This is a genomic window from Lentimicrobiaceae bacterium (genome assembly GCA_020636745.1).
Taxonomy (GTDB): Bacteria; Bacteroidota; Bacteroidia; order Bacteroidales; family Lentimicrobiaceae; genus Lentimicrobium.
Map to the genome: position 1 here is coordinate 681,509 of JACJXH010000001.1, position 26,809 is coordinate 708,317.

Below are 26,809 nucleotides of genomic sequence, written 5' to 3' on the forward strand. Positions count from 1 at the left end.
GTTAAGAATGAGAAAAGTATTAATAGTTGATGATGATGTGACTTTCTGCCTGATGCTGGAGACCTTTCTGCGTAAGAATGGTTTTGATGTCGAGCAGTCGTTTTCATTTTCTGATGCAGTTAAGAAAATTAAATCATTTGTTCCTGATATCATTCTTACCGATTTGAGGTTACCTGATCATGACGGGCTGGAAGTGCTTCATTTATCCAACCGTGAAGCACCAAATACGCCGGTGATATTGATGACGGGTTATGCCGATATCAAAACAGCTGTGCAGGCCATAAAATTAGGCGCTTTTGATTACGTAGCCAAGCCGGTAAATCCTGATGAAATTCTGCTAACCATTAAACGCGCACTGAAATCGCCTGGTAATGAGGCTAATCAGGAAGAGCCTGCTGCCGATGACAATCTTTATGTAGAAGGTACAAGCCAGGCAGCCCTTAAAATTGCCGAGTATGCAGCTCTTGTAGCCCCTACGGGTATGTCGGTTTTGATTCTGGGCGAAAGCGGAACCGGCAAGGAGTTTATAGCCCGCAAAATTCATCAGCTTAGCGCACGAAACGATAAACCTTTTGTGGCCATTGATTGTGGTGCTTTGCCCCGCGATTTGGCCGGCAGCGAATTTTTTGGCCATCTCAAGGGTGCATTTACCGGAGCCTTCAATGATAAACAGGGCCAGTTTGAAGCAGCCAATGGGGGTACCATCTTTCTCGATGAAATTGGTAACCTTAGTTATGAAATTCAGGTACAGCTGCTCAGGGCTATTCAGGAACGCAAAATCAGACGCATTGGCTCAACGGTTGAAATCCCGGTGGATGTCAGAATTATTACAGCTACCAATGAAGATCTGAAACAAGCTGTTGCAAAAGGTGAGTTTCGCGAAGACTTATACCATCGCATCAATGAATTTGCCGTGCAGGTGGCTCCCTTGCGCGACAGACCGGAAGACCTCATCCTGTTTGCCCGTTATTTTCTGAATCAGGCAAACAAAGAGCTCAATAAACAAGTGGCTGATTTCTCGTCCGAAGTGGAGCATATTTTTCTGCATTATTCGTGGCCGGGAAATTTCAGAGAATTGCGAAATATTATCAAAAGGGCTGTGCTCTTGTCGAAGGGAAATGTAATTGAAGCCGAAACACTCCCCGACGAACTCGCTGCTAATCAGATTCAACCAGCAACAGGCCAGCCATTCCAAACGTATGAAGCTGGCGTCGAAGAGGATAATGCAACAATCCTTCCTGAGCAGGCTTTGGATCTTAGCCTGAAAGATACTTCGCAGCGGAGCGAAAGAGAATTGATTGTGGCTACACTCGAAAAGGTGAGATTTAACAAATCAAAAGCTGCCAGGCTTTTGAATGTGGATCGCAAAACTTTATATAATAAAATGAAACAATACGGAATCCCGCTTTAAGCTGATGTCCTTTCTCTGAGTATGGTTTCAATTTCTTTCATCCCCAATCTGAGTTGATGCAGCTTTGTGCCAATGTTTTCTATATTGGGATTGCTTTGAGTTCTGAGCGATTCAAGTTCTTTAAGCAGGCTTACTTCTTTCATTGCTCCCAGGTTTCTCACATTGGGCAACATGCGGTGTGCCAGCAATGCCAGTTCGTTTATCTGCTCTTTTTCAAAAGCTTCCTGCATGGCAGCCGATGTTTGCTGAAGGCTGTCTGCCAATGAGTGAAGAATGCGGTTTAATGCCTGGGTGTCATTCCCGGCAAACTGCATGAATGTGTCATAATTCAGAGTGTCCTTATGCTCGTTTTTACTCATTATCGGTGCCGTTTTTACGATAGAGTTTGTTTCAATCAGCTGATTAATTATATCCTCAAGCTGCGCAACCCTGAATGGCTTGATTAGTACGGCATCAATTCCGCTCGCTTTAAAAAACTGAAGATCTTCCTGTAAAGCATGTGCTGTTAGTCCCATTACAGGCGGCCTTGCAATGCCTGTTTCTTTTGCCTGTTTGTCAATAAGCGAAGCAAGTTCAGGGCCGCTTATCTGCGGCATCTGAATGTCAGTCATCACCAGTTGGTACCCCTCTTTCCTTGCCAGGTAATACTTCCAGGCTTGTTCTCCGTCAATGGCTACATCAACAGAGGCGCCATACGATACCAGTGAATCATTCAACAGAATCCGGGTAGTAGGATCGTCTTCTGCCAGCAGGATGTTTACTCCGGTAAGTTCAGGCTTTGCAACCTTGTGATGGTATTGTTCGGGTATATATTCGCCCTGATATCTTTCCAGTGGAATGGCCACAGTTACGCAAGTGCCTTCTCCTGTGTTGCTTTTCAGCTGAATATTGCCATTCATAAGTTCGGTGAGCTTCCTGCATATGGCAAGGCCCAATCCAGAGCCTCCGTATTTTCTTGTTATCCCTGCATCAACCTGTGTAAATTCCTCGAAAATCTCTTGCTGTTTTTCAGCTGGAATGCCTATTCCTGTATCGGTTACTGAGAATGATAGCCTGGTTGTGTTGTGGCCTTCGGATTCAGCTGTTGCTTTTAAAATGATACTGCCTTTTTCAGTGAACTTGAGGCTGTTGTTCAGCAGATTGTAAATAATTTGCCTCAGCCTTAACGGGTCTCCTGATAAGACCAGTGATTTGTTGATGTTTGATTCGAAAATCATGGTCAGCCCTTTGGTTTCTCCTTTGTGACGCAAGGTTTCAAATGCATGAGTCAGCAGGTCGGCAGGGGCAAAGGGAATAGATTCGAGGTTGAATTTGCCGCTTTCTATCCTCGAATAATCCAGCAAATCGTCGACCAGGCCAAGCAAATGTTCTGATGAGGTGTTGATATAATTCAGGTAGTTGCTTTGCTCTTTTGACAAACGGGTAACCGAAAGCCTTTCGGTAAATCCGATGATGGAGGTGATAGGCGTTCTGATTTCATGGCTCATGTTGGCCAGGAACTGTTCCTTTACTTTAAGCAATTGCTCGGCCAGTTGTCTGGCTTTTTCGAGTTGTTTCCGGTAAAAAGCCGAACGGGCCAAATCTTTCCATATCAGGATGACAAAAACAAGCATCGTAAACAAACCTGCAGAGGTAAGTGCCAGGGCAGTGTACCAAAGCCTTTTTAGTACAACTTTACTGTTTTCAGCACCTTCAATGGCCCGGCTTATTTCTTCTTTTTCGAACAAAAACAGTACTTTTCTGATTTCATCCATAATCACCTGGTTGGTCTTTAATAAAAGAAGTTCACGTTCTACATTCATCTGCCTTTCAAGTCTCTCCTTCGCACCCATACGTTGAAGCTGCGATTTAACCATTTCAAGTGTTGTGTCATTTTTTGCGGTGAATACACCAATGGTGTCGCGCAGGGGAGGGACTAATACCGGTTGGCTTTGTAAGGAATCCTGCTTGCTTTTTTTGCCGGTTATATTGTTCCATAATTTCTTGAAGATATTGCCTGAGCCCTCTTTTTGCCCTTTTTCTACCCCTTGTTTTGTTGTAACCGGCTGAGGAATTGAAGTGGGTTTTACTTTGACTGAATCAGAGATGCCCGAAGGGCTTTTGTGTATGACCGGTTTTATACTGCTTATGGTGTCGGGTACAATGCGCGTTCTGAAGAAATTCTCCATGGTGGTTTTCTTCAGCTTTAGCAAACTGTCAACAGCCAGCATTCTTTTGTATTGCTCGGGTTGTAATGTGCTTGAGTATTTAAGAGAGTCGGCCAGCTTTTTTATTTCCACAAATTGCTTGCGATACCGGTATAGATAGCGTTTTTCACCAGTAGTAATATACGCCCGCGCCTGTCCGTCAGCTTCAATTTGTTTCGATAGCATATTGCTTACCAGCGTAAGCTTAATGACCGATTGTGATATTCCTGAGTCAGGAGGCGTTAGTTGGCTGGCCAGTTGTATAACAGCCAGAACGGCTCCCAATGCTATAATCAGCAACAGAAAGAAGCCTGATAATACTTTCCCTTTAACCCCCTCTGATTGTCCTTGCTTTTTCATCTACTGCAAAGTTAAGTGCATTTGTTTAATTATAAATGACTCTGCTTTACGTTCTGCTGCTTTTGCTGCCATTAAGTTGGTTTTTGCTTTCAATCAGGATGAATAATATCATTGAAAGTCCAAAAAAAAAGCTCCCCGGCACAAGTTGCGTGAGGGAGCTTTATATTATTTCCTGTCCTGCCGGAATTCTTTATTTTGATTTAAATCTCGGTGGAGATAACCAGCATACGCGATTTCTGCCAGAAAAGTGCAGGGTCTTTAATGATAAGCTCTTCCACTTTTTTGTTATTCATCACCAACTCGTATGAACCTGCAGGATGAACCGAAATAAGATTGGCTTTTTTAACTCCCAAAGGAATGTTTTTCAACTGACGGATGTCAACTTGAGTGAAATCAGAAAGATTTACATCGCCTGATAATTTCTGCGTTTTTCCTAATCCAAGAAATCCACCTTGTTTGTTCAGTATTTTTTTCTCAATCAGCTCTTTGCGAGGGCCAACTACAAAGTAGGCAGTGTTTATTTCATTGGTTTTATCAAGCACAACTCCCTGAAGGGTTTTGTTCTGGTTTCTGATATTCGAAATGGTATCATTCAGCATAGCCACCGAAAAATTGAGGTTAGCCAATTCTTCTTTAAGTCCTGCAATTTGCTGATCGCGTTCGGCCAATTGCTGGTTGGTTAATTCAATCATGTTTTTAAGCTCAGTTTCAAGCTCGGTAATTTTGGCTTTTGAACTCTTGAGTTTTGAATTGAGAGATGCAATTTTTTGCTTGTTTTCTTGCATCAATTCGTTGATGAGCTTGATGTTTTCGTTTATGCGCTCGCGGGCAGGTTTGTTTAGCTCGGTGCCTGAGGCTGTTTCCTGGCTGATGAGTTTTTCTTTGGTTTTGATTTCGGCCAGATTACTTTCTATCTGGTTCAGGGTTTCCAAAAAATCGTTGATCAATGAATCCTTTGCTGATGTCTGACTCATCTGTTTCATTAAATCCTGTTCTAATTCAGCTATTTTGGCGGTTTGTTTTTTGTTTTCACAGGAAGTAAACAGCAAGGGAAGCGCAATAAGGATTAAAATCAGTTTTTTCATGGTGATATTGGTTTAAATTTTACACTTGATTGGCAAAATATAAGCCATTGTTCCAATAAATTTACAAGTGATTGATATATAGAGATATAGATGCTATTGTGTATTTTTAGATGTGTGTATGAATGACCCCATTTTGGGCAATGTTTTAATCTTATCGGGTTGTTTTATCACAAAAAAAATCAATTACGTGATTAGAAATCCTTATCAATAAAGGGTTTTTCCCAAAACAAAAGCGCATTTACTCCTGGAAGCGTGCTGCTGGATTTTTAAGGGTAAAAACAGGTGCAGATGTTAAACTTTGGCCATTGCCCTTCTGGCCATCAGATTCTGTTTTAACAAAACAAGCGACCGCGGAGCTCCATGCGAAGGTAAGAGCAGGGTGCATTTGAACTTTATTAATTTTCTCCAGCTTTTTATCAGTTCCTCAACATTGTCGGCAAAAGGAGGGAAGCATTTGTTGGGGAGAACTCCGATAAGCGTGTCACCGACCAGAGCTATTTCGTTGTCAATCAATATGCTTACCGAGCCGGGTGAATGTCCGGGAGTGTGAATAACCCGTGCGTCAATGCCACACACAGAAAGGTCAACCTCTTCATGAACATGAATGTCAACGGGGCAGGGTTTATATCTGGCCATTTTTCGAACCGGATTACTGAAGGTTTTTATCAATTGCCGGGTAAAAGTATTGGTGCCTGCAGGCAATGGACTGTCGCCCGATAGCAAAAAAGCGGCCTCTGAATCGTGCACAATAACTTTGGGGTTAAACTTATCTTTTATCGCACTGGCATTGGCTGCATGATCAAAATGCGTGTGTGTAAGAATAAGATATTGCAGGTTCTCAATTTTCATTTCGTCAAGCCTTCTGATAAGTTTCCGTCGCATAAAATCCATGCCCGTATCTACCAGTATATGGGCTCCTGCTTTTGATATCAGAAATATGTTACACCGGCCTCCGCATACTTTTCTGACGAGAGTACCGTCCGAAGTCAGCCATTGGTTATTCGCCTTTTTTATTTCTGAAGTATTCATGATGCTGGCCGTTTGTGTTTCTTTTTTCGCTGAGGGTTTAAGTGCTCATTGTTAGAAAAAAGAATCTTATGATGAGCAATGTGAGCAGGTGTGTTTGAAACAAAGCTAGTTTTTTATTTGGACAATCATGCAGAATGAAAGAACAAAGATAGTGATTTGAGATTTTAACCCAGACCTGAAAGTTATTCTTTTTTAATTGATTACAGATGTCAAAAATAAGAACTTATGCGAGTCAATGTGGAAATTATGAATAATCGGGATACTTTTTACAGTACTGAAGTTTAGCAAGATGTTTTATGGTCCTCCTCTTTCCCATGTTTGTGAGGGGGAGCGCCAACATTGGCAAAGTTGAATACTCGTCTGAAGGTTGTTTGTGACAATCAAATTTAATTTTCGAAACCATCGAAAACGCTTTGCTCCGTCATAAATCATTTTACACGATGTCAGAAATACTATGCTTTTTGCGGGTTAGTGAGTTGAATCTGGCAAACAACCGTAATCTAAAATCTTAAATCTATCATTCTGAATCTGCAATCCAATAGCTTTTTTCTATCTTTGCCCCATGCAGGAAACCATTCTTATTCTAGATTTCGGGTCGCAGTACACCCAACTCATCGCCCGTAGGGTCAGGGAGTTAAATGTATATTGTGAAATATATCCATACAATAAAATTCCGGAAATTACACCGTGGATCAAAGGCGTTATCCTCTCCGGAAGTCCATTTTCGGTCAGAGATATGGATGCTCCATATCCTGATTTAAGCGCTATTCGCGGAAAAGTTCCCTTACTGGCCGTGTGCTACGGTGCGCAATACCTGGCTCAAACTTCAGGAGGCGAGGTTATGCCTTCAAAAATAAGGGAATATGGCAGGGCCAATCTGGGGTTTATTGATATTACTAATCAGCTGATGGCCGGAATGAGTAATGGCAGTCAGGTGTGGATGTCGCATGGCGATACCATTCTGAGTAAACCCGATAATTTTAAAATCATAGCCAGCACCGCCGATGTGGAAATTGCCGGGTTTCAGGTGGACAATGAAAAAACCTGGGGCATTCAGTTTCATCCTGAGGTTCATCACTCATCCGAAGGCGCCATTCTGCTCAGGAATTTTGTTGTCGGTATTTGTGGCTGTCAGCAGCTTTGGACTCCGGCTTCGTTCGTTGAATCAACCATTGCAGAGCTCAGGCAAAAGCTGGGCAACGATAAAGTGGTGCTTGGCCTTTCAGGAGGAGTGGATTCATCGGTGGCCGCTGTGCTGCTTCATAAAGCCATAGGCCAAAATCTTCACTGCATTTTTGTTGACAATGGGCTGTTGCGCAAGGATGAGTTTGCCAAAGTGCTCGATTCGTACAAGCATATGGGCCTCAACGTAAAAGGGGTGGATGCCGGCGATAGCTTTTTGGCCGCACTGGAAGGCTTAAGCGATCCGGAACAAAAACGTAAAGCCATTGGCAAAACTTTTATTGAGGTTTTTGACCACGAAGCTCACTTAATCAGTGATGTAAAATGGCTGGCACAGGGGACTATCTATCCTGATGTGATTGAATCAGTTTCTGTAAATGGCGGCCCGTCTGCTACTATCAAATCGCATCATAATGTGGGTGGTTTGCCCGACTATATGAAGCTAAGCATTGTTGAACCTCTCAAGAGCCTTTTTAAAGACGAAGTGCGCAGGGTGGGCAAAAGCCTTGATATTGATCCCGATATCCTCAGCAGGCATCCATTCCCGGGTCCTGGTTTGGGAATTCGTATCTTAGGCGAAATTACACGCGAAAAAATCAGGATTTTGCAGGAAGCCGATGCTATCTTTATTGATGGATTAAAGTCAACAGGCTTATATCATGATGTTTGGCAGGCTGGTGTGATGTTGCTGCCTGTAAAATCAGTTGGGGTCATGGGCGATGAGCGTACTTATGAATACGTTGTTGCCTTGCGCGCTGTTGGATCTACTGATGGAATGACTGCTGATTGGTCGCATTTGCCATATGAGTTTCTTGCCCGTGTGTCAAACGATATCATTAACAGGGTAAAAGGAGTAAACCGCGTGGTTTACGATATCAGCTCCAAACCTCCTGCAACTATCGAATGGGAATAGGCAGGTTTTGAAGTGTTTGTTCAATATAATTCCGATGACGTGAAAAGATTAACCCTACTGATTACCGGCTGTCTGCTTTTTGTTTTTTTGCTCACTGCGCAGGCTCAAAAAATTACGAAATCTGATATTATAGAGACATATAAAGGTGTGCCCTGTTATATCCATTTTGTTCGCGACGGAGAAACCCTTGCTGAAATTTCACGTGTGTATAACGTTACAGATGCTGAAATCGTTGGCCTGAACCCATATATCAAAGACGGGCTTCAACCTAATCAGGTTATCAAGATTCCGGTAAAGTCGGGAATGCCAACCCGGGATAAGGCAGAAACCAGTGCTCTGGATTCTGCTGAACCTGTTGCCCCGAAAGCTACCCACGCCGGCAACCGTTTACATACCATCGAGCCCAAAGAAACATGGTATGGGCTTTCCAGAATTTATGAAGTACCGGTGAAGGAGTTGCTGGCTGCCAATCCTGGTGTTGATACCCTTCGAATTGGTATGCAGGTTATAATTCCTGAAAAAGCTGCCTCTGCCAACGAAACAATTGCTCCGCTTGCTGATAATTCAATCACTGTAAAATCAGCAAAGGAAGGATATGCTTTGCATAAAGTACTGGCGCATGAAACCCTTTACAGTTTATCCAGAACATTCGGCATTACAGTTGAAGAGCTTCAGCGCTTAAATCCTGAACTGGCCGGCGGATTAAAAGCTGAACAATTGATTTATGTTCCGCTGCAGAAAGAACAGACGCAGGCTGTTGTGCCGATTCCTCAAAAACAACCGCAAGCTACTTATAAAGAGCATAAAGTTGAACGTAAAGAGACATTGTACAGTATTTCAAAAAAGTACGAAATAAGCATCAGCGATTTGCTTAAAGCCAATCCGGGGCTGGGTGGCAGTCTGCGAAAAGGGGATATTGTGAAGATTCCTCAGCAAAATCAAGTAGAAGAGGCGAAGCCTGAAGTGGTGCAACAAAATGAAATACCGGCTGTTGAAAGTACAAAGGTTAAACCCGCAGGTCAGCCATGCAGTCCTTCAGCCGATCAGGATAAGGAACTTCGTATTGCATTGCTTATTCCTTTCCAGCTTGAAGAAACAGATAGTATCGCTATTGTTGACCCTGTTGAACTGAAGTTGCCTTCTGCTTATGAATCGCTTGATTTTATTCAGTTTTATGAAGGAGCCATGCTGGCTGTTGATTCCCTCAAAAATGCGGGTCTGCATTGTAAATTGTATGTGTATGATGCTGATGCCGGAGAGCATGTTTCTAAAATGCGCAGAATTATTTCAAACGATGGATTGAGCACAATGGATTTGATTATTGGCCCTTTTTTCTCGAAAAGTTTTGAAATGGCTGCCGATTATGCCGCAAGCCACTCCATCCCCATTGTCAACCCGCTGTCGCAAAGAAGCGAAATCCTGAAAGACAATCCTTATGTTTTTAAAGCTCAGCCATCTTTATGGACTCAATACAATGAAACGGCAAGGTATATTGCCGATAAATATGCCGATGCCAATGTGATTATTTTGCGTCGCAATAGTGAAGAAAACAAGAGTATGGCTGCTGTATTGCACACGGCTATTGGAAAACACAGTAGTGGAGCCGTAAATCCAAAGGATTTGATTTACAGCGAATCGCATGATGCCGGCCTGATGAAAAGCATGGTTGCCGGACGTAAAAATGTAATTTTTATGCTTACTGCCGATAAGGCCTTGTTGCCTGCTTTGCTGCGAAACCTGAACGACGACAGGGAAAAGTATGATATAACTGTTTTTGGTTTGCCTGAGTGGGAAAATATGGATTTGGACGTTTCCTATATGCTGAATCTCGATACGCACTTGTTTAGTCCATGGTTTGTCGATTACACCAAACCTGATGTTTGCCGCTTTGTTGAGCGTTTCAGAGAAAACTATAAAACAGAGCCCGGCCAGACAGAATTGGCTTATTTGGGTTATGACCTCAGTTTTTTCTTTATTCGGAGCCTGATGAATTATGGAAGAGACTTTCAGGAGTGCCTCAGTCACGCTGCCCACAATGGTCTTAGCACTGGTTTCAGGTTTTGGAAAACTGAAAGTGGCGGATATGAAAATACTGCAACCTCAGTCTACAGACTCAAGGATTATAAAAGATATCTGGTCAACAGGTAGTTTCCTTCTTTTTTATTTTTGCCTTCAATGGGCATCGTCGCAGTTGTATTGGTCAGCTGCTTCACCGTTCAAGTTTCTTGAAGCGCAATATTCTTCATCTGTCAATCGGGGATGATGAAGTTCATCGGTAAGCGGTCAAATGTTTAGGCCGGCCATGTTTACTGTCTTTATACATTAGCTTTTTACCTGCCTTTTAATCGACAATTTTACCGTAAGGGTCTTAAATAATTTGGAAAGGCCAAATATAAGCACGAAGGCAAAAATGATGGTTGCCCCGGAAGGAATGTTCAGATAGTAGGAAGCCAGCAACCCGGAAACAGACCCCAGTATGCCTATGAGAATGGAAAGAAAAATGATTTTACTGAAATTGTGGGTAAATAAATTAGCTGTTGACTGAGGAATGGTAAGAAACGAAATCACGAGGATAATTCCTGCTATCCTGATATTGAGCACAATTGTAATGGCTACCAGGCTGATGAGCAGGTATTTAAATAGTTGAACCGGTGCCCGGTGCGAGCGGGCATATTCTTCATCAAAAGCAATAAAAAGAATAAGGTGATAGAATTTAGTAAAAAATAAAGCCAGAAAAGCAGCCAGTGCAGCCATTAACCATAAATCGGTTGTGCCTACCGTGAGTATACTGCCAAACAGATATGACATAAGATTGGGCGCATAGCCGGGTGTCATAAAAATAAAAATAATGCCAACAGCCATGCCCAGCGACCAAAGGATACCAATGGCTGAGTCTTCGCGGATGTTTGTCCGGCTGGCTGTGAGTTCAATGCCAATGGCCGATAAAACGCTGAACACTGCAGCCCCAAGCACTGGATTGAGCCCCAGAAACCAGGCAATGCCTATTCCTCCGAAAGAGGCATGGGTTATGCCTCCGCTTATAAATACCATTCGCCTGGCAACAATATAAGAACCGGCAATTCCGCAGCTGATACTTGCCAGCAGTGCTGCCAACAATGAATTGGTGAAAAAACTGTAATTGAACAGATGAAAAATGCTGTTATTCATGTATATGCGTATGAATGTGTTCGCCCAATACCGTATGTGGCACTTCGCCATGGGTAATCAGTTGTATGGGGCAGTTATAGGATGCCAGCTGGCTTTCAGTGATGATATTTGACCGGTGATAATGAAGGTTGCGGTTAACACAGGCAATGGTTTTTACATAACTGGTGATGGTTCCCACATCGTGTGAGACCATCAGTATGGCCATTTTTTGGTTAAGCTCATTCAATAATTCATACAAATCATGCTCAAATTTATTGTCAACAAAGGTATTGGGTTCGTCCAATATCAAGAGGCGGGGCTCGGCTACAATTGCCCTGCCCAGATATACCCGCTGCATCTGCCCCCCCGACAATTCACCTATGCTTTTCGACCTCAGGTCAACAATGCCCATCAAATCTAACGTTTCTAATGCTGTAAGCTTGTCGTTGTAGGTGTACGAGCCAAACCGCCCTTTTGCTGACATCAATCCTGAAAGTACCACTTCAAGCACCGTAATCGGAAATCTTTTGTCAATCTGACTAACCTGAGGCAGGTAACCAATCAGGTTTCCGTTGTCTTGGTTGTAAAATTCAACACTTCCCTGTATGGGTTTGATAAGGCCGAGAATAAGTTTCACCAGGGTGGTTTTACCGCCACCATTGGGGCCAATCACCCCTATATAATCCAAATCTTCAATGCTCAGGTTAATGTTTCGGAGGATCAACTCGTCGGCATAACCCGCACTGGCATTTTTTATATTGAGTATCTCAGCCATAATACAGAAACTTATTTTGTTTCATGCGTTGATTCTGCCAGTTTCCCTGCTATTGACTTCATGTTATTTATCCAGTCAGGCGCTGTAGGGTTAAACTCTTCTACTTTTGCGTGTATCTGTTCTGCAATAGTTAACGCACTTTGTTTGCTGAATTGCGATGAAATAAAAATTGTGCTGATATTTTTTGCCTCAGCCAAATCAATCAGGTTTTTCATATAGGCAGGGCTGGGATCCTTTCCTTCCTGCTCAATGGCAATTTGCTCCAGTTGATAGTCGCGGGCAAAATAACCTAATGACGGATGATATATCATAAAACTCCGCGATGGAATAGATTCAAACAAACGGTGAATTTCAGCATCCAGCGAATCAAGGGTAAGCATAAACTTTTGGTAGTTGGCCTCATAATATTTGCCGTTAACCGAATCAATTACCTTTAGCCCTTCCAGTATATTTTCGGCCTGTATCCTGACCGCTGATACCGATAGCCAAATGTGGGGGTCAATGCCGCTTTGGTGCGTATGGTCGCCGTGTTCATGTTCTTCTGCTGCAATTAAATCAATGCCGGTTGAAGTGTCAAAAATTTTCATTTCAGGATTGCTCTGATGCAGCTTGTTCAACCAGCTGTTTTCAAAATCGAGATGCCCCAGTGAAAAATAGGCCTGCGAATTTCCAACTTCAACCATCTGTGCAGCCGTTGGCTCATAGGTTTCATGGTTGGCGTCTTCAGGAACCAATACATTGATTTTTACCTGTTCACCTGATATTTGCGTTACAATAAACTTTTGAGGTAATATGCTTACAGTTATTGTTTTAATGTCTTTATTGATGTTGCTACTCTGCTGGCATGATAAAAAGCCTATGGTGAAAATCAGGGAAAATAAATAAAGAGAACGGCGCATAAAATTGTCTTATTTTTCTGGTGAGATTCCATTCACAGCGTGTTTTGAACCTCTTTGCAAAATTACAAAAATTACAAGGATACTTAACAATTGGCATTCACGTTTGTTTAAGAGCCGAAGCCTGTTGAATGAAACCCCCGATTTGACTGATGATTTGAACATTTTCGGTGATAATTTATCAGGTGTAAGTATTTTGTTTCATAGAAAAGGCAGAAGAGCAAATGTTATTTTTTGTTAATTCATTAACAATGAGTAAAATTGTTTAATTAAAAGTGAATCAGTAATATGGCTGTATTTCAATTTGTAATTTAATTGTTGTTCCGGAGCAAATATATTTTCAGGATTGAAAATATCTATTATTTTTGCTTCACAAATTTTGATAACAAATCTCCAATATGGAAAATAAACTTCAGGAGCTTACCCGTAAAATTTACAACGAAGGAGTTGAGAAAGCAAACCAGGAAGCTGCCTTAATTATTGAGAGTGCACAAAAACAGGCTGAAGAGATTATGCGCCATGCCCGTCGCGAAGCTGACGAATTGCTCAAACAGGCTCAAAACAGTGCTGCCGACATGCAACGCAATGCCCAGTCAGAGGTGCGGATGTCGTCAAAACAAGCTATCAGCGCTATCAGGCAGCAAATAGCTGCGCTGATTACAGCCAGAGTGGTAGATGCTCCGGTAAAAGAAATTACAGGAGATAAAGCATTTATCGGAAGTCTTATTCAGAAAGCCATCGAGAATTTTAACAGTGACGCTTCGCTTGTATTGCCGGCTGCAGATGAAAAGCAGCTTGAACAGTATTTTGGCAACCGCCTTCAGCAGGTGATGAGCGCAGGTCTTGAAGTTACCTTTGATGACAAAGTTAAAGGTGGATTTAAAATCGGGCCTAAAGATCACAGCTATGTTATCAGTTTTACTGATGATGATTTTGTGAGTTTCTTCAGGTCGTTTATGCGTCCCCGTACCATTAACCTCATATTCGGGGCCGAATAATGGGAAGACAAAATTATTATTTCCTCGTTGCAGGTTTGCCCGATATTACTATTGAGCAAGGGAAATTGCAAACAGGTGTTGCTGATTTTATTGAACAGCTCCGGCAGGGGCTCAGTAAAAATGACGCCGCTTTGCTTGAACCCTTCCTGCTGCCTGTCGATAACCTCAACCTGCTTGCGCTTTTGCAAAAGCAGGAGGCAGAGCTGTTAAATCAGGGCTTGTACCCACCTGCATTCCTGACAGAAGAAGTGAAGGAACCATTAAATCTGAAGCCCTATATGCTCAGGTTTATCGAAAGTTTCAGAGCTGAAACACGGCTTTACCCTCAGCTGAGTCCCGAAAACGAACTCGCAACACTTTTCTATGCCGAAATGCTCGAGTCAAAAGCTGAGTTTATCCGGCATTGGTTTGAGTTTGAATTAAATCTAAAGAACGTACTGCTTGTTCTTGCTGCACGCAAAAACAATATCCCTTACGAAAATCAGGTAATCGGGTCTCATCCGGTAGCGGAAATCATCCGCAAAAGCAACGCGCGCGATTTGGGCATTTCTGCTGAATGGCCCTGGATTGAAAAAGTATTACAGATTGCCGATACCGAAAATATTCTTGCCCGCGAAAAAGCCATAGACCAACTCAGGTGGACTTACCTCGATGAGTTGAATACCTTCAACTACTTTTCAGTTGAAGTACTGATTGCATACCTTATCAAACTGGGCATTATTGAACGCTGGCTCAAACTGGATCAACCCACCGGCGAAGAAATGTTTAAACGCCTGCTCGGCGATTTGCTCAACAGCTATGAATTTCCTAACGAGTTTTCAGTAAAAGATGGAAAAAAATAAATTGACCACCGGAAAAGTTGCCGGTATTATCGCCAACCTGGTTATCGTTGAAGCCGACGGTCCGGTTTCTCAGAATGAAATCTGTTTTATCAACCTGAGTGGTGTTAACCTCATGGCTGAGGTTATCAAAGTGATTGGTAACAAGGCTTACACACAGGTGTTTGAAAGCACACGCGGCCTTAAAGTAGGTGAACCGGTTGAATTTATGGGCCATATGCTTGAGGTTACGCTGGGCCCTGGTATTCTCTCGCGTAACTTCGACGGGTTGCAGAACGACCTCGACAAAATGGAAGGTACCTTCCTGAAACGTGGTGAATATACAGCACCCATCGACCTGGATAAAAGCTGGGACTTTACACCGCTTGCCAAAGTTGGCGATGTTGTTGAAGCCGGCGATTGGCTGGGTGAAGTAAAAGAAAACTGGATTGGCCATAAAATTATGGTGCCATTTAAGTTTGAAGGAAAATTTACGGTTAAAAGTGTGAATGCTTCCGGATCATATAAAGCATCGGATACTATTGCTGTGCTTGCCGATGCCGATGGCCGCCAGGTGAATGTGAGTATGGTGCAGAAATGGCCCGTTAAAGTTCCCATTAAAGCTTATACGGATAAACCACGGCCTTACAGGCTGATGGAAACAGGAGTTCGTATCATCGATACCATGAATCCCATCGTTGAAGGCGGAACAGGTTTTGTGCCCGGCCCCTTTGGTTCAGGCAAAACAGTTCTTCAGCATGCACTGTCAAAACAGGCCGAAGCCGACCTGATTATTGTAGCTGCCTGCGGTGAGCGTGCCAATGAGGTGGTTGAAATTTTTACTGAATTTCCCGAACTGGACGACCCTCGCACCGGCCGAAAGCTGATGGAACGTACGACCATTATTGCCAATACATCCAACATGCCGGTTGCCGCCCGCGAAGCTTCCGTTTATACTGCCATGACCCTGGGCGAATATTACCGCTCAATGGGCTTAAAAGTACTGTTGCTGGCCGACTCTACTTCTCGTTGGGCGCAGGCTTTGCGCGAAATGTCAAACCGCATGGAAGAATTGCCCGGCCCTGATGCCTTCCCGATGGACCTCCCGGCTATTATTTCCAGCTTTTATGCCCGTTCAGGTTACGTATTTCTGAATAATGGAAGCACTGGCTCCATTACCTTTATCGGTACCGTGTCCCCGGCCGGTGGTAACCTCAAGGAACCTGTAACTGAATCAACCAAAAAAGCTGCCCGCTGCTTCTTTGCGCTTTCGCAACAGCGTGCTGATAGCAAGCGTTATCCGGCAGTTGATCCTATCGATAGCTACTCAAAGTATCTTGAATATCCTGAACTTCAGGAATATCTGGCCGAAAATATTGCTCCGGACTGGCTGGCTAAGGTGCTTGAAGCTAAAAATATTCTGCTCCGTGGTAAAGAGGCCTATGAGCAAATCAATATCCTCGGCGATGATGGTGTGCCCATTGATTATCATCTTCGCTACTGGAAATCAGAAGTCATTGACTTTGTGATTCTGCAGCAGGATGCCTTTGATAAAATTGACAGCTCAACACCCATCGCCCGTCAGGAAGAGATGCTTGGCAAAGTGCTCGAAGTTTGCAATACCAACTTTGACTTCGATGGTTTCGAAGCTGTAAACCCATACTTCAAGCAGGTGATTAATATTTTCAAACAGATGAACTATTCTGTTTATCAGTCTGATGACTACAAAAAATACGAGTCAGAACTTGCAGCTATTATTAAAGAAAGGAAAATTGCATAATGGAAACCCAGGCATTTCAGAAAATATATACAAAGATTACCCAGATAACCAAAGCCACCTGCACTTTGCAGGCGCAGGGTATTGGATATGAGGAGATGGCCATTGTGAATGGTCGTTTGGCTCAGGTGGTAAAAATCAATGGCGATATGGTTACCCTGCAGATTTTCTCAGGCACCGAGGGCATTCCAACCAATGCCGAAGTGGTATTTCTGGGTCGCCCGCCCGTACTGAAGGTGGGTGAAGAACTGGCCGGCCGGTTTTTTAATGCCTATGGTGAACCTATCGACGGCGGTCCGCAAGTGGAAGGTGAAGTACGCGAAATCGGCGGCCCTTCGGTAAATCCGGTGCGCCGCATGCAGCCTTCAGAACTTATTGCCACCGGTATTGCCGGCATCGACCTTAACAATACCCTAGTAACCGGACAAAAAATACCTTTCTTTGCCGATCCTGATCAACCTTTTAACCAGGTGATGGCTATGGTGGCGCTACGTGCTAAAGCTGACAAGATTATTCTTGGCGGCATGGGGCTGACGAATGACGATTATCTTTATTACAAGCATGTATTTGATAATGCCGGTGCACTCGACCGTATCATCAGTTTTGTAAATACTACTGAAAATCCGCCGGTTGAGCGATTGCTGGTGCCTGATATGGCGCTTACCGCTGCCGAATACTTTGCCTTCGATAAAAAAGAAACTGTTTTGGTGCTGCTCACCGACATGACCCTTTATGCCGATGCGCTTAGTATTGTTTCCAACCGTATGGACCAGATTCCTTCAAAGGATAGCATGCCGGGATCTCTCTACAGCGATTTGGCAAAGATTTACGAAAAAGCCGTACAATTCCCTGACGGGGGATCTATTACCATTATTGCCGTAACAACCCTTTCCAGTGGCGATATTACCCATGCTATTCCCGATAATACAGGGTATATTACTGAAGGTCAGTTGTTTTTGCGCCGCGATTCGGACATCGGCAAAGTTATTGTTGACCCGTTCAGGTCGCTTTCAAGGCTCAAGCAACTCGTTATCGGTAAGCAAACCCGCAAGGATCATCCTCAGGTAATGAATGCAGCCGTGCGCCTTTATGCCGATGCTGCCAACGCCAAAACCAAACTGGAAAACGGTTTTGACCTTACCAATTACGACGAACGTACGATGAATTTTGCCAAAGAATATTCCAATGATTTGCTGGCTATTGACGTGAATATTGACACCGATATGATGCTCGACAAAGCATGGGAATTGTTTGGCAAAAACTTTTCAAAGGCCGAGGTAGGTATCAAACAGGAATTTGTGGATTTGTACTGGCCAGCTTCCTGATTGGACAAGAATGCGTTTGAATAATTTAAATTTTTGTTTGCTAACGCAATTGATGAATATTAACAGATGGCCATAAAATTTCAATATAACAAAACCTCGTTACAGGATCTAAGCAAACAGCTGAAGGTGCGTGTACGGGCTTTGCCTACCATCAAGAATAAAGAGTCGGCGCTGCGTATGGAGGTGAAGAAGGCTAAGGATATGGCCGGGGCACTCAGCCAGAAGCTTGATGCAGCCATTGAAAGCTACAGCGCAATGGTAAGAATGTGGGGTGAATTTGACCTCAGCCTGGTAAAAGTAGAGGATGTGGACCTGAGTGTTCGCAAAATTGCCGGTGTTAGAATTCCTGTTCTTGAAGAGGTTAAATTTTCTACCGCTGAGTTTAGTCTGTTTAACCGGCCTGCATGGTTTGCCGATGGTATTGGTATTGTGCGGCAACTCGCCAGCATTGGCATCGAAAGTGAATTTTATAATCGTAAAATGCACCTGCTCGATCACGCCCGCCGCAAAACAACCCAAAAAGTGAACCTTTACGAAAAGGTGCAGATTCCCGGCTACGAAGATGCCATCCTTAAAATCAAACGGTTTATGGAAGACGAAGAGAATCTCTCCAAGTCGGCTCAGAAAATTGTAAAAGACCGTCAGCAAAGAATGGAGGAAGAAGGATGATAGTTCCCATGAAAAAATATGCCTTCCTGGTTTACCACAAGGAGTATGATGCTTTTCTCAGGAAACTTCGTGAACTTGGCGTTGTGCATATTGTGGAAAAGGAAGGCGTGGTTACCGAAAGTATCCGGCAGCAGTTTCAGTTGGCCGATCAGCTCGATAAAGCTATTCGCCTGCTTACAGGTCGTGTGGCCGAAACCGCCACTCCGCTTCAGGATGCTGATGGTGAAATGCTGTTTGATGAAGTCAATGACATTCAGAATCAACTGTCAGCTTTGGTACAACAAAAGGCTGCCCTTCGCAAAGAAACAGCTGAAGTTACACCATGGGGCGATTTTTCACCTGAACAGTTGCAATTACTCGCCGATAAAAATATCCGAATCAGGCTCTTTACTTGTCCGGTCAGAATCTGGAATCCTGAATGGACTGAAAAGTACTATATTTTTGAAATCAATCAGTTGGCTGGTCAGGTTTACTTTGCTCTGGCCGATACCGGAGAAGGACTGCCCGATATAGATGCTGATGAAGTAAGAATGCCAACAGAATCTATTGCCTCACTCCTGAAAAAGGCCGAAAACCTGCAACAGGAAGAGGCACGGCTGAATGCCCGGCTTGACGAGATTGCCCGCACTGCTGTTCCTGCACTGAAACAGTTTAAACAGCAGCTGATTCAGGATGCTGAATATGATAAAGCAGTGGTAACTACCTCACGTGAAGCCGACGAAAACCTGATGATTCTGGAGGGATGGATTCCTGCGGAGGCTGGCGAGGTGCTTAATCGTTTTCTGGATGCCGAAGGTGTATTTTACCTGTCCGATTCACCAACCCCGGGCGATCAGGTGCCCGTATTGCTTAAAAATAAAGGGTTTGCCAGTAAATTTGAAGTGTTGGGCGAGCTTTACTCATTGCCCGGCTACTCCGAACTCGACCTTACTCCGTTTTTTGCACCGTTTTATACCATCTTTTTTGGATTCTGCCTGGGTGATACCGGTTATGGGGTCTTGATTGCCTTGGCAGCCTTGTTTGCCAAACGCAAAGTTGGTAAAGAACTTAAACCCATTGCATCGTTGGTTGCCTATCTTGGACTTTCAACTATTGTGTTCGGGCTAATCAGTGGTACTGCTTTCGGTATCAATTTATATGAAACCAACCTGCCTGTTTACAGTCAGTTGCAGCAGATGTTCAAGGCCAACAATACCGACATTAACAACCTGCTCTTTGTACTTGCACTGGTGCTTGGGGGAATTCAGATTTTGTTTGGAATGGGTATCAAAGCGGCCAACGAAGCCATTCAGTTCGGCTTTAAGTATGCGCTTGGCACCATTGGCTGGATTGTTATTCTGTTGGGTGTTTCCATCGTTATGGGCATTAGTAAACTGGGAGGTGTTCCGATGGTAACCATTCAGCCTTTACTTTATGCAGTGCTTGCCATCGGTGGTATTTTGGTGCTCTTCTTCAATTCACCGGGTAAGGGTATTCTCCTTAACTTCGGACTGGGACTGTGGAACAGTTACAATATGGTGACTGGTGTGCTGGGCGATTTGCTCTCTTATATCCGTCTTTTTGCTCTCGGAATATCAAGTGCCATTCTCGGATTTGTTTTCAATAGTCTGGCATTGTCGCTTGGAGGTAGTGTCATTGGCATTTTCTTCATGGTTATCATTCTGGTGATAGGCCATGGTATCAATATTTTTATGGCAAGTTTGGGTTCTTTTGTACATCCAATGCGTCTGACTTTTGTTGAGTTTTACAAAAATGCCGGTTTTGCAGGCGGCGGCAAAAAATACAAGCCTTTCAGAAAATTAATTTAAATCAATTTTAATACTAAATAACATCACTATGGAACCGATTATTTTAGCTTACATTGGCGTTGGACTGATGATTGGATTGGCCGGTATCGGCAGTGCTTTAGGCGTATCTATTGGTGGCAATGCCTCGTTGGGCGCCCTGAAGAAAAACCCTGATGCTTTTGGTAATTATCTTGTGTTGAGTGCGCTGCCCGGTACCCAGGGTCTTTATGGATTTATGGGCTACTTTATTCTGCAGGGCTTTCTTACCCCACAGGTATCATGGCTGCAGGCCGGTGCTATTTTCGGAGCCGGACTCGCGCTGGGCTTTGTTGCCCTGATTTCTGCCATTAAACAGGGACAGGTGTGTGCCAATGGTATAGCTTCAATCGGCGCAGGTTACAACGTTTTCGGAAATACCCTCATTCTGGCCGTATTCCCCGAATTGTACGCCATTATCGCTTTTGCTGCTACTTTCCTTATCAGCTCCAGTCTCTGATAAACTGCGCAAAAGCCGATGTTCAAAATTTAGCATTGCCGGTGTGTAACCGGCAGTGCTTTTTTGCGTTTAATAAGTAAGGTTCGGTGGGCTTCCTTCCTTTGGTGACAATAGAGCCGGTTTTGGGGTAAAGCCGTTAATTTGATAATGGTACTCCTTTCACTGCATACAAATGAAATAAATCATGGAAACAAGAAACGAATTTAAGGTTAAAGGCGAAGAGTTACTTGCCAAAATTAAAGAGCTAATTCATCAGGGTAATATTTCGCGCATTATCGTGAAAAACGATGAAGGCAAAGTGTACCTTGAAATTCCTGTTACAATTGGTCTTATTGGCGCTTTGGTTGTGCCTGTTTTGGCTGCAATTGGTGCCCTCGCTGCTCTGGCCGCTGATTTTACCATCGAAGTAGTCCGAAAAGAGGATTAATCTGTCATGCTTCTATAACCCGGGATTCTCCCGGCCAAACCGGATAATAAATATGCTTGTCGGTTCAGTGGGGAATCCTGCTACTGCTTATGTATTAAGTAAATATTGTTGTTTAAAATTGCTGGGTTCATATACATTCTATCTGTTTATTTTGTATTTTAGATCATATTTTTAGTTGGGCTGAATTGATGAGCAATCTGCTCATAATGTTCTTTACTAACGCTCTTGGTTAAATTACTGGTTGGTTAGCCCATAATTTTATAAACCAATTAAATGATAATACTATGAGATGTTATTCCATATTTTCTTTATTGCTGTTCTGGTTTTTATGTAACAACCTGATTCTGGCCCAGCAACTAACATCCGGTAAGGCCCGGGGCGTGGAACTTGACAAATATGCAAGGATTACAAAATCTGCTGACGGTCAATTGCTAAACTACAATCATGAGTTAAGTATCAGTCCTGATGCCAGTCAGTATCTGTTCAGAAATCAGACAAATAACTCTCCCGCTTATACTGAAACGGATTGTCAGCCGCTATGGAAGCAGGGTATTATGGGTACCTGCATTGGCAGCAATTCATTGACTTCAAAAGATATAGACAACGACGGGCTAACGGAAATCATCTGTTCGGGCGGTGCATATTTTGGCTCCGGTAATTTTTGGTATGTACTCAGGTATAATCCTGAAACACAGCAGTATGATCAGGTGTGGATAAGCCCGTGGTATGATAGCTATTCAGCCAAAATTTCTGTGATTTCAGTGCTGGATATAAATAACGACCAGATTTCTGAAATTTTTGTAGGGTTTACCAACGGCAACATCGAAGTGTATAATGGTGAATCTATGGCGCTGATGCAGCTCATCTCAGGCATATCATCATCACCTGTTTTTCAGATATTGCTGGCTGATGCTGATAATGACAATCAGCAAGAACTGGTTTATTGTTCAGAAGGGGAGACCTGGCTGCTTAACAGTACTGACTTTTCGCTTAAAAGCTATTTTTATTACGGTGCAACCAGCATGCGGTGTGGCAATGTTGACGCAGAACCCTCCAATGAATTGGTGTATTCGGGTGGCCAGGTCGTGCGTATTTCCGGTCAGTCGGCCAGTATTATCTGGACTTTTTATGAAAATTTATGGGGTGGCGGGCTCGTTGAATTAACTGACCTTGACGGAGATTTAATTCAGGAAATTGTATTCGCCCAGGCCTGGAATTCTATTGAGGTTTTTGATGCCGATATTCAGTTGTTAAAATATCAGATTTCTACCGACCTTGATATTGATGCTTTGTCGCTGGCCGATGTGGATAATGATGGTTTGAATGAAATTCTTTATGGTGACGGGCAGTGGGGGAGTATATACTGCCATAATGCCGCCAGTGGCCAGTTAATGTGGTCGGTTAATAATCCGGAGCATGGTACAACAGCCATCAATGTTGCAGATACCGACAATGACGGAATACCTGAACTCGTCTGGGGTGCAGGCTGCTCTTCATCAGGTTCCGACTACTTGTTTGTGCATGCTATTCCTTCCCTGGCAGCCGAATGGAAAAGCAAACACATCGACGGGCCTTTTAATGCCATCAGGGTGGCTGATGTAGACAACGATGGCCGCCAGGAAATTATTACTTTGTCGTATGAAAGCGAAAGTAGTTATGAAAGTGGTATCATGTCTGTTTTTGACGCCCAAACGCACCTGCTGGAGTGGCAGTCGGATGGCGGCTTTTTTTATGGATGCTGGACTGGAATGTATGCTTTTGAAGTGATGGATATTGACAGCGATGGTACAATGGAGATAGTAGTTGCTGCAGGCGAAACTTACGATGGAAAAATATGGGTGGTCAATGGTTTAACGCACGAAATTGAATCTGAATATGAGTATTATAACGAAGACATAGACGCGTTTCAGGCATTCGATATTGCTGATGTGGATGGCGATGGCCAGCCTGATTATATCGCTGGTAACAGCGAAGCGATATACATTATCAATCCGGTTGATTATGCAGTAAAGTGGAGTGTTGAATCCAATACCTTCTCTGAATTATCGCGGATAAAAGCCGGCAATGTCGATCTTGATTCCAATGTCGAAATAGTCAGTTGCCAGGGGAAAATTTCAGTTACTGATGGTCTGACACATCAGAAATGGGAAACACTTCAATCAGGCTTTACCTCTTTTGATTTGTATGACTATAACAATGATGGTGTCAAGGATATTGTTGCTTCCACCATAAATGGTGGCATTGGTGTAATCGACAGTCAGTCGGCTGAAATTACATGGCTACTGACCGGTTTTGAGGCACGCATTGATGGTGTGCGTATGGCCAATATCCACGGCGATGATACACCTGAAATTATTTTCACTTCCGCAGGCTCAGTCTTCTTTAGCAATATGGCCGGCAATATAATTAAAACAACTTCTTTTGGAACCATTGCAGGTGCTTTTAATAATATAGAGGTTTCTGATGCTGACAATAATGGCCTGAAAGAAATCCTTATCGGAACAAACTATCAGGTAGTTGAGTTGAGCGACGATTGCTTCCGTTGTATTGATTTTGCGGTACAAACAGGCGGTGAAAACCTCTCCTGTGGTGGAGGCAATGACGGATCTGCATGGGCGGAAGCTCAGGGCGGCGTTCTGCCATATGCTTTTAGCTGGAGTACAGGTGATACAACTGCAGGCTTGCAGAATCTGGCGCCGGGAAGCTATACAGTGACCGTGACCGATAATCAGGGTTGCTCCAGGCAGGATGAAGTGACCATTATTCAATCAGCTCTGATAGCTTCTGTTAACCCTACGGATGTTGGCTGTAGTGGTATGGATAATGGTTCTGTATCAACACATATTGAATTTGGAAGCCCTCCTTATTCCTACCTGTGGAATACGGGTGCTACCCAGGCATCGCTTGAAAACCTTTCAGTGGGTACCTACTCGGTAGTGATAACTGATAGTAAAAACTGCAGCGCTGAATTTACGGTGCCTGTTGCTCAGGATACGGTGATGGTAAATGTTATCCCGCACAATGTAAGCTGCTCGTCAGAAAACGATGGCTATATTGAATCATGGGTTACACATGGTGTTCCTCCTTTTACGTTCCTGTGGTCAGATGGTTCAGTAAATCCTGCGATTTACGGACTTGTTCCCGGTTTTTATTCCTTGCTGGTTGAGGATAGCCTGCAGTGCAGCTCAAGTGTTACAGTTGAAATTATTAAACCCGAAGGCATCAGTGCTACTTCTGCCACAACCACCGATAATCCTGACACAGGCATTCCTGAGGGAACAGCCACCATTTATCCCGCCGGAGGTCAGCCTCCCTATTTTATTCAATGGTTTGATCCTTTTTACCAGACAAGCCCTACGGCTGTTAATCTTATATCCGGCGAATATCTGGTACGCGTTCGCGACATAAATAACTGTGAAGCTTATTTTACTGTTTTCGTTGGCGAAACCAATGATATTCCTGAACAGGCGCATAGTAAGGCTTTCAGTCTTTATCCTGTACCTGCCTCTTCCTTTGTTACCCTGGAGCTTTCAGGCAACAACAGTCCCATTGACGGAAAAGTAATTATTTGCAGTCTGCCCGGACAAAAAGTGCTGGAAAGCAAGCTTACCGGGCTGAAAACTGAGATTAACATCAGTGCTCTCAAGCCGGGTATTTATTTGCTCCGGCTAAGCAGCGGCCTGCTTTCAGGAAATCAATACTTTATCAAAAAATAGGGAATGGAGTGTGTCTTCATGTTGTAAAAATTAAACCTGTAGCTCAATTTTGGTTGCAGGTTTATTTTTTTTATCTGATTTAAATTGAGTTTAAATAATCCTGAATATTTTTGACATTCAGGGTGTTATGTTTGGGCTTCAGGTTGATTGAGCATATGGGCAGTTCTTTTTTTTTAAGCTTTGCGGATTTTGGTATGCTGTTTGCTTATGTTTTGGCACAGATAAAAACAAAAACATGAACCTGAGGTAGTTGCAAATGCCTTTTAAAAACCAAACACCATGAAAACGCTAAAAACCATCTCCGCCCTTCTTCTTGTTCTTTCCATGAGCTTTGGTATAAAAGCCATGAACTACGAAGATGAAAAGCTAAACCTTCCGGGTGATAACCTGAATCTTTACGCTGTTATGAAACTTTTTCAGGAGTCAGAGACACTTGAAGGCTTCGAGCGTAGCCTCAATGCCGAGGATTCTCGTATCAACAACCTCGATTTGAATGGCAACAACCTTATCGACTACATTAAAGTGATTGATTATGTTGATGGTGGAACGCATACCATCGTGCTGCAGGTTGCCATTAACGAAAGAGAGAATCAGGATGTGGCTGTTTTTACAGTCTACAAAGATAAACGCGACCAGGTGCATATTCAGCTTGTGGGTGATGAGTATCTGTACGGAAAAGATTATATTATTGAGCCAAACGATGGCTACGCCGAAACACCTAATCCCGGTTATACCGGCAACACAACAGTGGTAACCCGTACCACTTACGTTGAGGTAAGAACCTGGCCTGTTGTTCGCTACATTTACACTCCTACCTATGTAGTATGGCGCTCACCCTGGTACTGGAATTACTACCCCACCTACTGGAATCCATGGCGGCCTTATTACTGGGATTATTACTATGGTTACCATTCACACTGGCACAACCACTATTACAGCCACTACCGTCACTGCAACCATTACAGATACTCATACTACGCCGATAACTACTATCACAGGCATCGTGCCTACTCCAGCACCGTACGCAGTTACCGCGACAACGGACGATACAGGGATACTTACTCACGTCCTGATTTACGCTCAGCAGGCTCCGATGACTATAAAAGACAGTATGCCAGCACCAACCGCTCTTCAGCCCGTCCTGACGACAACAGCCGCAGCCGCGCCAACCAGGATATAAGGCAGGGGAGTTCTTCTCCCCGGGTTAATCCGGCTCCGGGCAGGACATCAGGGCGTACTTCCGGAAATTCAACAATGGAAACTAAAGCCGGAAGATCTGATAACCGTCAGGGAGTAGCTGTACCTGCTACAAGACAGGATGTGAGTAAACCTAAAGCCCGGTCAGAGGAAAGACGTGCTGTAAAGCCTGAGACCCGTACAACTGAAACCCGCCAGCGGTCAGCTGCTTCACCTGCCAGACAGGATGTAAGCAGGACTCAGGCCCGGACACAGGAAAGATCAAGTACTAAACCTGAAGCCCGTTCAACTGAAAACCGCCAGCGGTCAGCCGCTTCACCTGCCAGGCAGGATGTAAGCAAACCCAAAATGCAAACCCAAGAGCGTTCATCAGCCAGACAGTCTATGAAAGTATCTGAAAATCGTTCCTCAGGGCCAGCCCGCTCAGTCAAGCCTTCGGGCAATTCAGCCCCCAAAGCCGCAGCCCGTACTTCCGCTCAGCCACGAAAATCAGGTAGCAGCGAAAAAAGCAGTAAAAGCGGCAGATAAAAGTCTCCCTTGTTTATGATTAAAACACCAGAATCCCTGCGAAAGCGGGGATTTTGGTTTGTTTTAAATCCGCCATTGAATTCTAAC

At 43.7% G+C, this 26,809-nt stretch carries 19 protein-coding genes; 13 read left to right on the forward strand and 6 right to left on the reverse strand.

Annotated elements, in window-relative coordinates; all coding sequences use genetic code 11:
• The first annotated feature begins 7 nt into the window (after positions 1-7).
• Positions 8-1,411: a sigma-54-dependent Fis family transcriptional regulator gene (locus tag H6541_02700; GenBank protein MCB9014677.1), complete on the forward strand. Its 1,404-nt coding sequence runs from the start codon at positions 8-10 to the stop codon at positions 1,409-1,411.
• Here the strand turns inward: H6541_02700 and H6541_02705 are convergent.
• The 3 genes from H6541_02705 to H6541_02715 form a co-directional block, all read right to left on the reverse strand.
• Positions 1,408-3,957 (reverse strand): response regulator, encoded by a 2,550-nt coding sequence (locus H6541_02705; GenBank protein ID MCB9014678.1) that lies wholly within the window; start codon positions 3,955-3,957, stop codon positions 1,408-1,410. The genes H6541_02700 and H6541_02705 overlap by 4 nt on opposite strands.
• A 200-nt stretch (positions 3,958-4,157) precedes the next feature.
• Positions 4,158-5,042, reverse strand: a complete 885-nt coding sequence (locus H6541_02710) for a hypothetical protein (protein ID MCB9014679.1) — start codon at positions 5,040-5,042, stop codon at positions 4,158-4,160.
• Between the two features lie 291 nt (positions 5,043-5,333).
• Positions 5,334-6,071 (reverse strand): MBL fold metallo-hydrolase, encoded by a 738-nt coding sequence (locus H6541_02715; GenBank protein ID MCB9014680.1) that lies wholly within the window; start codon positions 6,069-6,071, stop codon positions 5,334-5,336.
• 562 nt (positions 6,072-6,633) lie between these two features.
• Between H6541_02715 and guaA the strand changes: the two genes are divergently transcribed.
• On the forward strand, positions 6,634-8,166 hold the full coding sequence (guaA, locus tag H6541_02720; GenBank protein MCB9014681.1) for a glutamine-hydrolyzing GMP synthase: 1,533 nt from the start codon (positions 6,634-6,636) through the stop codon (positions 8,164-8,166).
• A gap of 39 nt (positions 8,167-8,205) precedes the next feature.
• Positions 8,206-10,314 (forward strand): LysM peptidoglycan-binding domain-containing protein, encoded by a 2,109-nt coding sequence (locus H6541_02725; protein ID MCB9014682.1) that lies wholly within the window; start codon positions 8,206-8,208, stop codon positions 10,312-10,314.
• A 174-nt stretch (positions 10,315-10,488) separates the two neighbouring features.
• Here the strand turns inward: H6541_02725 and H6541_02730 are convergent, their stop codons facing one another.
• Genes H6541_02730 through H6541_02740 form a run of 3 tightly spaced genes read right to left on the reverse strand, consistent with a single transcriptional unit; the run spans position 10,489 to position 12,987 of the window.
• Positions 10,489-11,334: a metal ABC transporter permease gene (locus H6541_02730; protein ID MCB9014683.1), complete on the reverse strand. Its 846-nt coding sequence runs from the start codon at positions 11,332-11,334 to the stop codon at positions 10,489-10,491.
• Positions 11,327-12,088, reverse strand: a complete 762-nt coding sequence (locus tag H6541_02735) for an ABC transporter ATP-binding protein (protein MCB9014684.1) — start codon at positions 12,086-12,088, stop codon at positions 11,327-11,329. Before H6541_02735 ends, H6541_02730 begins: the two co-directional genes overlap by 8 nt.
• Positions 12,089-12,099: 11 nt before the next feature.
• A complete protein-coding gene (locus H6541_02740) occupies positions 12,100-12,987 on the reverse strand; it encodes a zinc ABC transporter substrate-binding protein (protein ID MCB9014685.1) in 888 nt (295 codons plus the stop codon).
• Between the two features lie 395 nt (positions 12,988-13,382).
• On the opposite strand from H6541_02740, the gene H6541_02745 reads away from it, so the two are divergent.
• From H6541_02745 to H6541_02790, 10 genes are all read left to right on the forward strand, one after another.
• Positions 13,383-13,982, forward strand: a complete 600-nt coding sequence (locus H6541_02745; protein MCB9014686.1) for a V-type ATP synthase subunit E — start codon at positions 13,383-13,385, stop codon at positions 13,980-13,982.
• Positions 13,982-14,824 carry a DUF2764 family protein gene (locus H6541_02750; GenBank protein ID MCB9014687.1) on the forward strand — a complete coding sequence of 281 codons (843 nt, stop codon included), beginning with the start codon at positions 13,982-13,984 and terminating at the stop codon, positions 14,822-14,824. Before H6541_02745 ends, H6541_02750 begins: the two co-directional genes overlap by 1 nt.
• Entirely contained in the window at positions 14,811-16,580 is a 1,770-nt protein-coding gene (locus tag H6541_02755; GenBank protein MCB9014688.1) for a V-type ATP synthase subunit A, read from the forward strand. The genes H6541_02750 and H6541_02755 overlap by 14 nt, the downstream gene beginning before the upstream one ends.
• Positions 16,580-17,902, forward strand: a complete 1,323-nt coding sequence (locus H6541_02760; GenBank protein ID MCB9014689.1) for a V-type ATP synthase subunit B — start codon at positions 16,580-16,582, stop codon at positions 17,900-17,902. Before H6541_02755 ends, H6541_02760 begins: the two co-directional genes overlap by 1 nt.
• A gap of 66 nt (positions 17,903-17,968) precedes the next feature.
• The gene (locus tag H6541_02765; protein ID MCB9014690.1) at positions 17,969-18,571 is read left to right on the forward strand and encodes a V-type ATP synthase subunit D; all 603 of its coding nucleotides are present in this window, start codon (positions 17,969-17,971) and stop codon (positions 18,569-18,571) included.
• 8 nt (positions 18,572-18,579) lie between these two features.
• A complete protein-coding gene (locus H6541_02770) occupies positions 18,580-20,379 on the forward strand; it encodes a V-type ATP synthase subunit I (GenBank protein ID MCB9014691.1) in 1,800 nt (599 codons plus the stop codon).
• A 28-nt stretch (positions 20,380-20,407) separates the two neighbouring features.
• Positions 20,408-20,854: a V-type ATP synthase subunit K gene (locus H6541_02775; GenBank protein MCB9014692.1), complete on the forward strand. Its 447-nt coding sequence runs from the start codon at positions 20,408-20,410 to the stop codon at positions 20,852-20,854.
• Positions 20,855-21,038: 184 nt separating this feature from the next.
• Positions 21,039-21,281: a DUF4342 domain-containing protein gene (locus tag H6541_02780; protein ID MCB9014693.1), complete on the forward strand. Its 243-nt coding sequence runs from the start codon at positions 21,039-21,041 to the stop codon at positions 21,279-21,281.
• A gap of 284 nt (positions 21,282-21,565) precedes the next feature.
• Positions 21,566-24,997, forward strand: coding sequence for a T9SS type A sorting domain-containing protein (locus tag H6541_02785; GenBank protein MCB9014694.1), 3,432 nt, complete (start codon positions 21,566-21,568; stop codon positions 24,995-24,997).
• Between the two features lie 279 nt (positions 24,998-25,276).
• Positions 25,277-26,722 (forward strand): hypothetical protein, encoded by a 1,446-nt coding sequence (locus tag H6541_02790; GenBank protein ID MCB9014695.1) that lies wholly within the window; start codon positions 25,277-25,279, stop codon positions 26,720-26,722.
• Positions 26,723-26,809 lie beyond the last annotated feature (87 nt).

Excerpts from the sequence above, each read along its gene's own strand:
- H6541_02730 (MCB9014683.1), bottom strand. The coding sequence starts at position 11,334 with ATGAATAACAGCATTTTTCATCTGTTCAATTACAGTTTTTTCACCAAT.
- H6541_02750 (MCB9014687.1), top strand. The coding sequence starts at position 13,982 with ATGGGAAGACAAAATTATTATTTCCTCGTTGCAGGTTTGCCCGATATT.
- H6541_02710 (MCB9014679.1), bottom strand. The coding sequence starts at position 5,042 with ATGAAAAAACTGATTTTAATCCTTATTGCGCTTCCCTTGCTGTTTACT.
- H6541_02765 (MCB9014690.1), top strand. The coding sequence starts at position 17,969 with ATGGCCATAAAATTTCAATATAACAAAACCTCGTTACAGGATCTAAGC.
- H6541_02790 (MCB9014695.1), top strand. The coding sequence starts at position 25,277 with ATGAAAACGCTAAAAACCATCTCCGCCCTTCTTCTTGTTCTTTCCATG.
- H6541_02700 (MCB9014677.1), top strand. The coding sequence starts at position 8 with ATGAGAAAAGTATTAATAGTTGATGATGATGTGACTTTCTGCCTGATG.
- H6541_02770 (MCB9014691.1), top strand. The coding sequence starts at position 18,580 with ATGAAAAAATATGCCTTCCTGGTTTACCACAAGGAGTATGATGCTTTT.
- H6541_02780 (MCB9014693.1), top strand. The coding sequence starts at position 21,039 with ATGGAAACAAGAAACGAATTTAAGGTTAAAGGCGAAGAGTTACTTGCC.
- H6541_02705 (MCB9014678.1), bottom strand. The coding sequence starts at position 3,957 with ATGAAAAAGCAAGGACAATCAGAGGGGGTTAAAGGGAAAGTATTATCA.
- H6541_02740 (MCB9014685.1), bottom strand. The coding sequence starts at position 12,987 with ATGCGCCGTTCTCTTTATTTATTTTCCCTGATTTTCACCATAGGCTTT.
- H6541_02760 (MCB9014689.1), top strand. The coding sequence starts at position 16,580 with ATGGAAACCCAGGCATTTCAGAAAATATATACAAAGATTACCCAGATA.
- H6541_02775 (MCB9014692.1), top strand. The coding sequence starts at position 20,408 with ATGGAACCGATTATTTTAGCTTACATTGGCGTTGGACTGATGATTGGA.
- guaA (MCB9014681.1), top strand. The coding sequence starts at position 6,634 with ATGCAGGAAACCATTCTTATTCTAGATTTCGGGTCGCAGTACACCCAA.
- H6541_02755 (MCB9014688.1), top strand. The coding sequence starts at position 14,811 with ATGGAAAAAAATAAATTGACCACCGGAAAAGTTGCCGGTATTATCGCC.
- H6541_02785 (MCB9014694.1), top strand. The coding sequence starts at position 21,566 with ATGAGATGTTATTCCATATTTTCTTTATTGCTGTTCTGGTTTTTATGT.
- H6541_02715 (MCB9014680.1), bottom strand. The coding sequence starts at position 6,071 with ATGAATACTTCAGAAATAAAAAAGGCGAATAACCAATGGCTGACTTCG.
- H6541_02735 (MCB9014684.1), bottom strand. The coding sequence starts at position 12,088 with ATGGCTGAGATACTCAATATAAAAAATGCCAGTGCGGGTTATGCCGAC.
- H6541_02745 (MCB9014686.1), top strand. The coding sequence starts at position 13,383 with ATGGAAAATAAACTTCAGGAGCTTACCCGTAAAATTTACAACGAAGGA.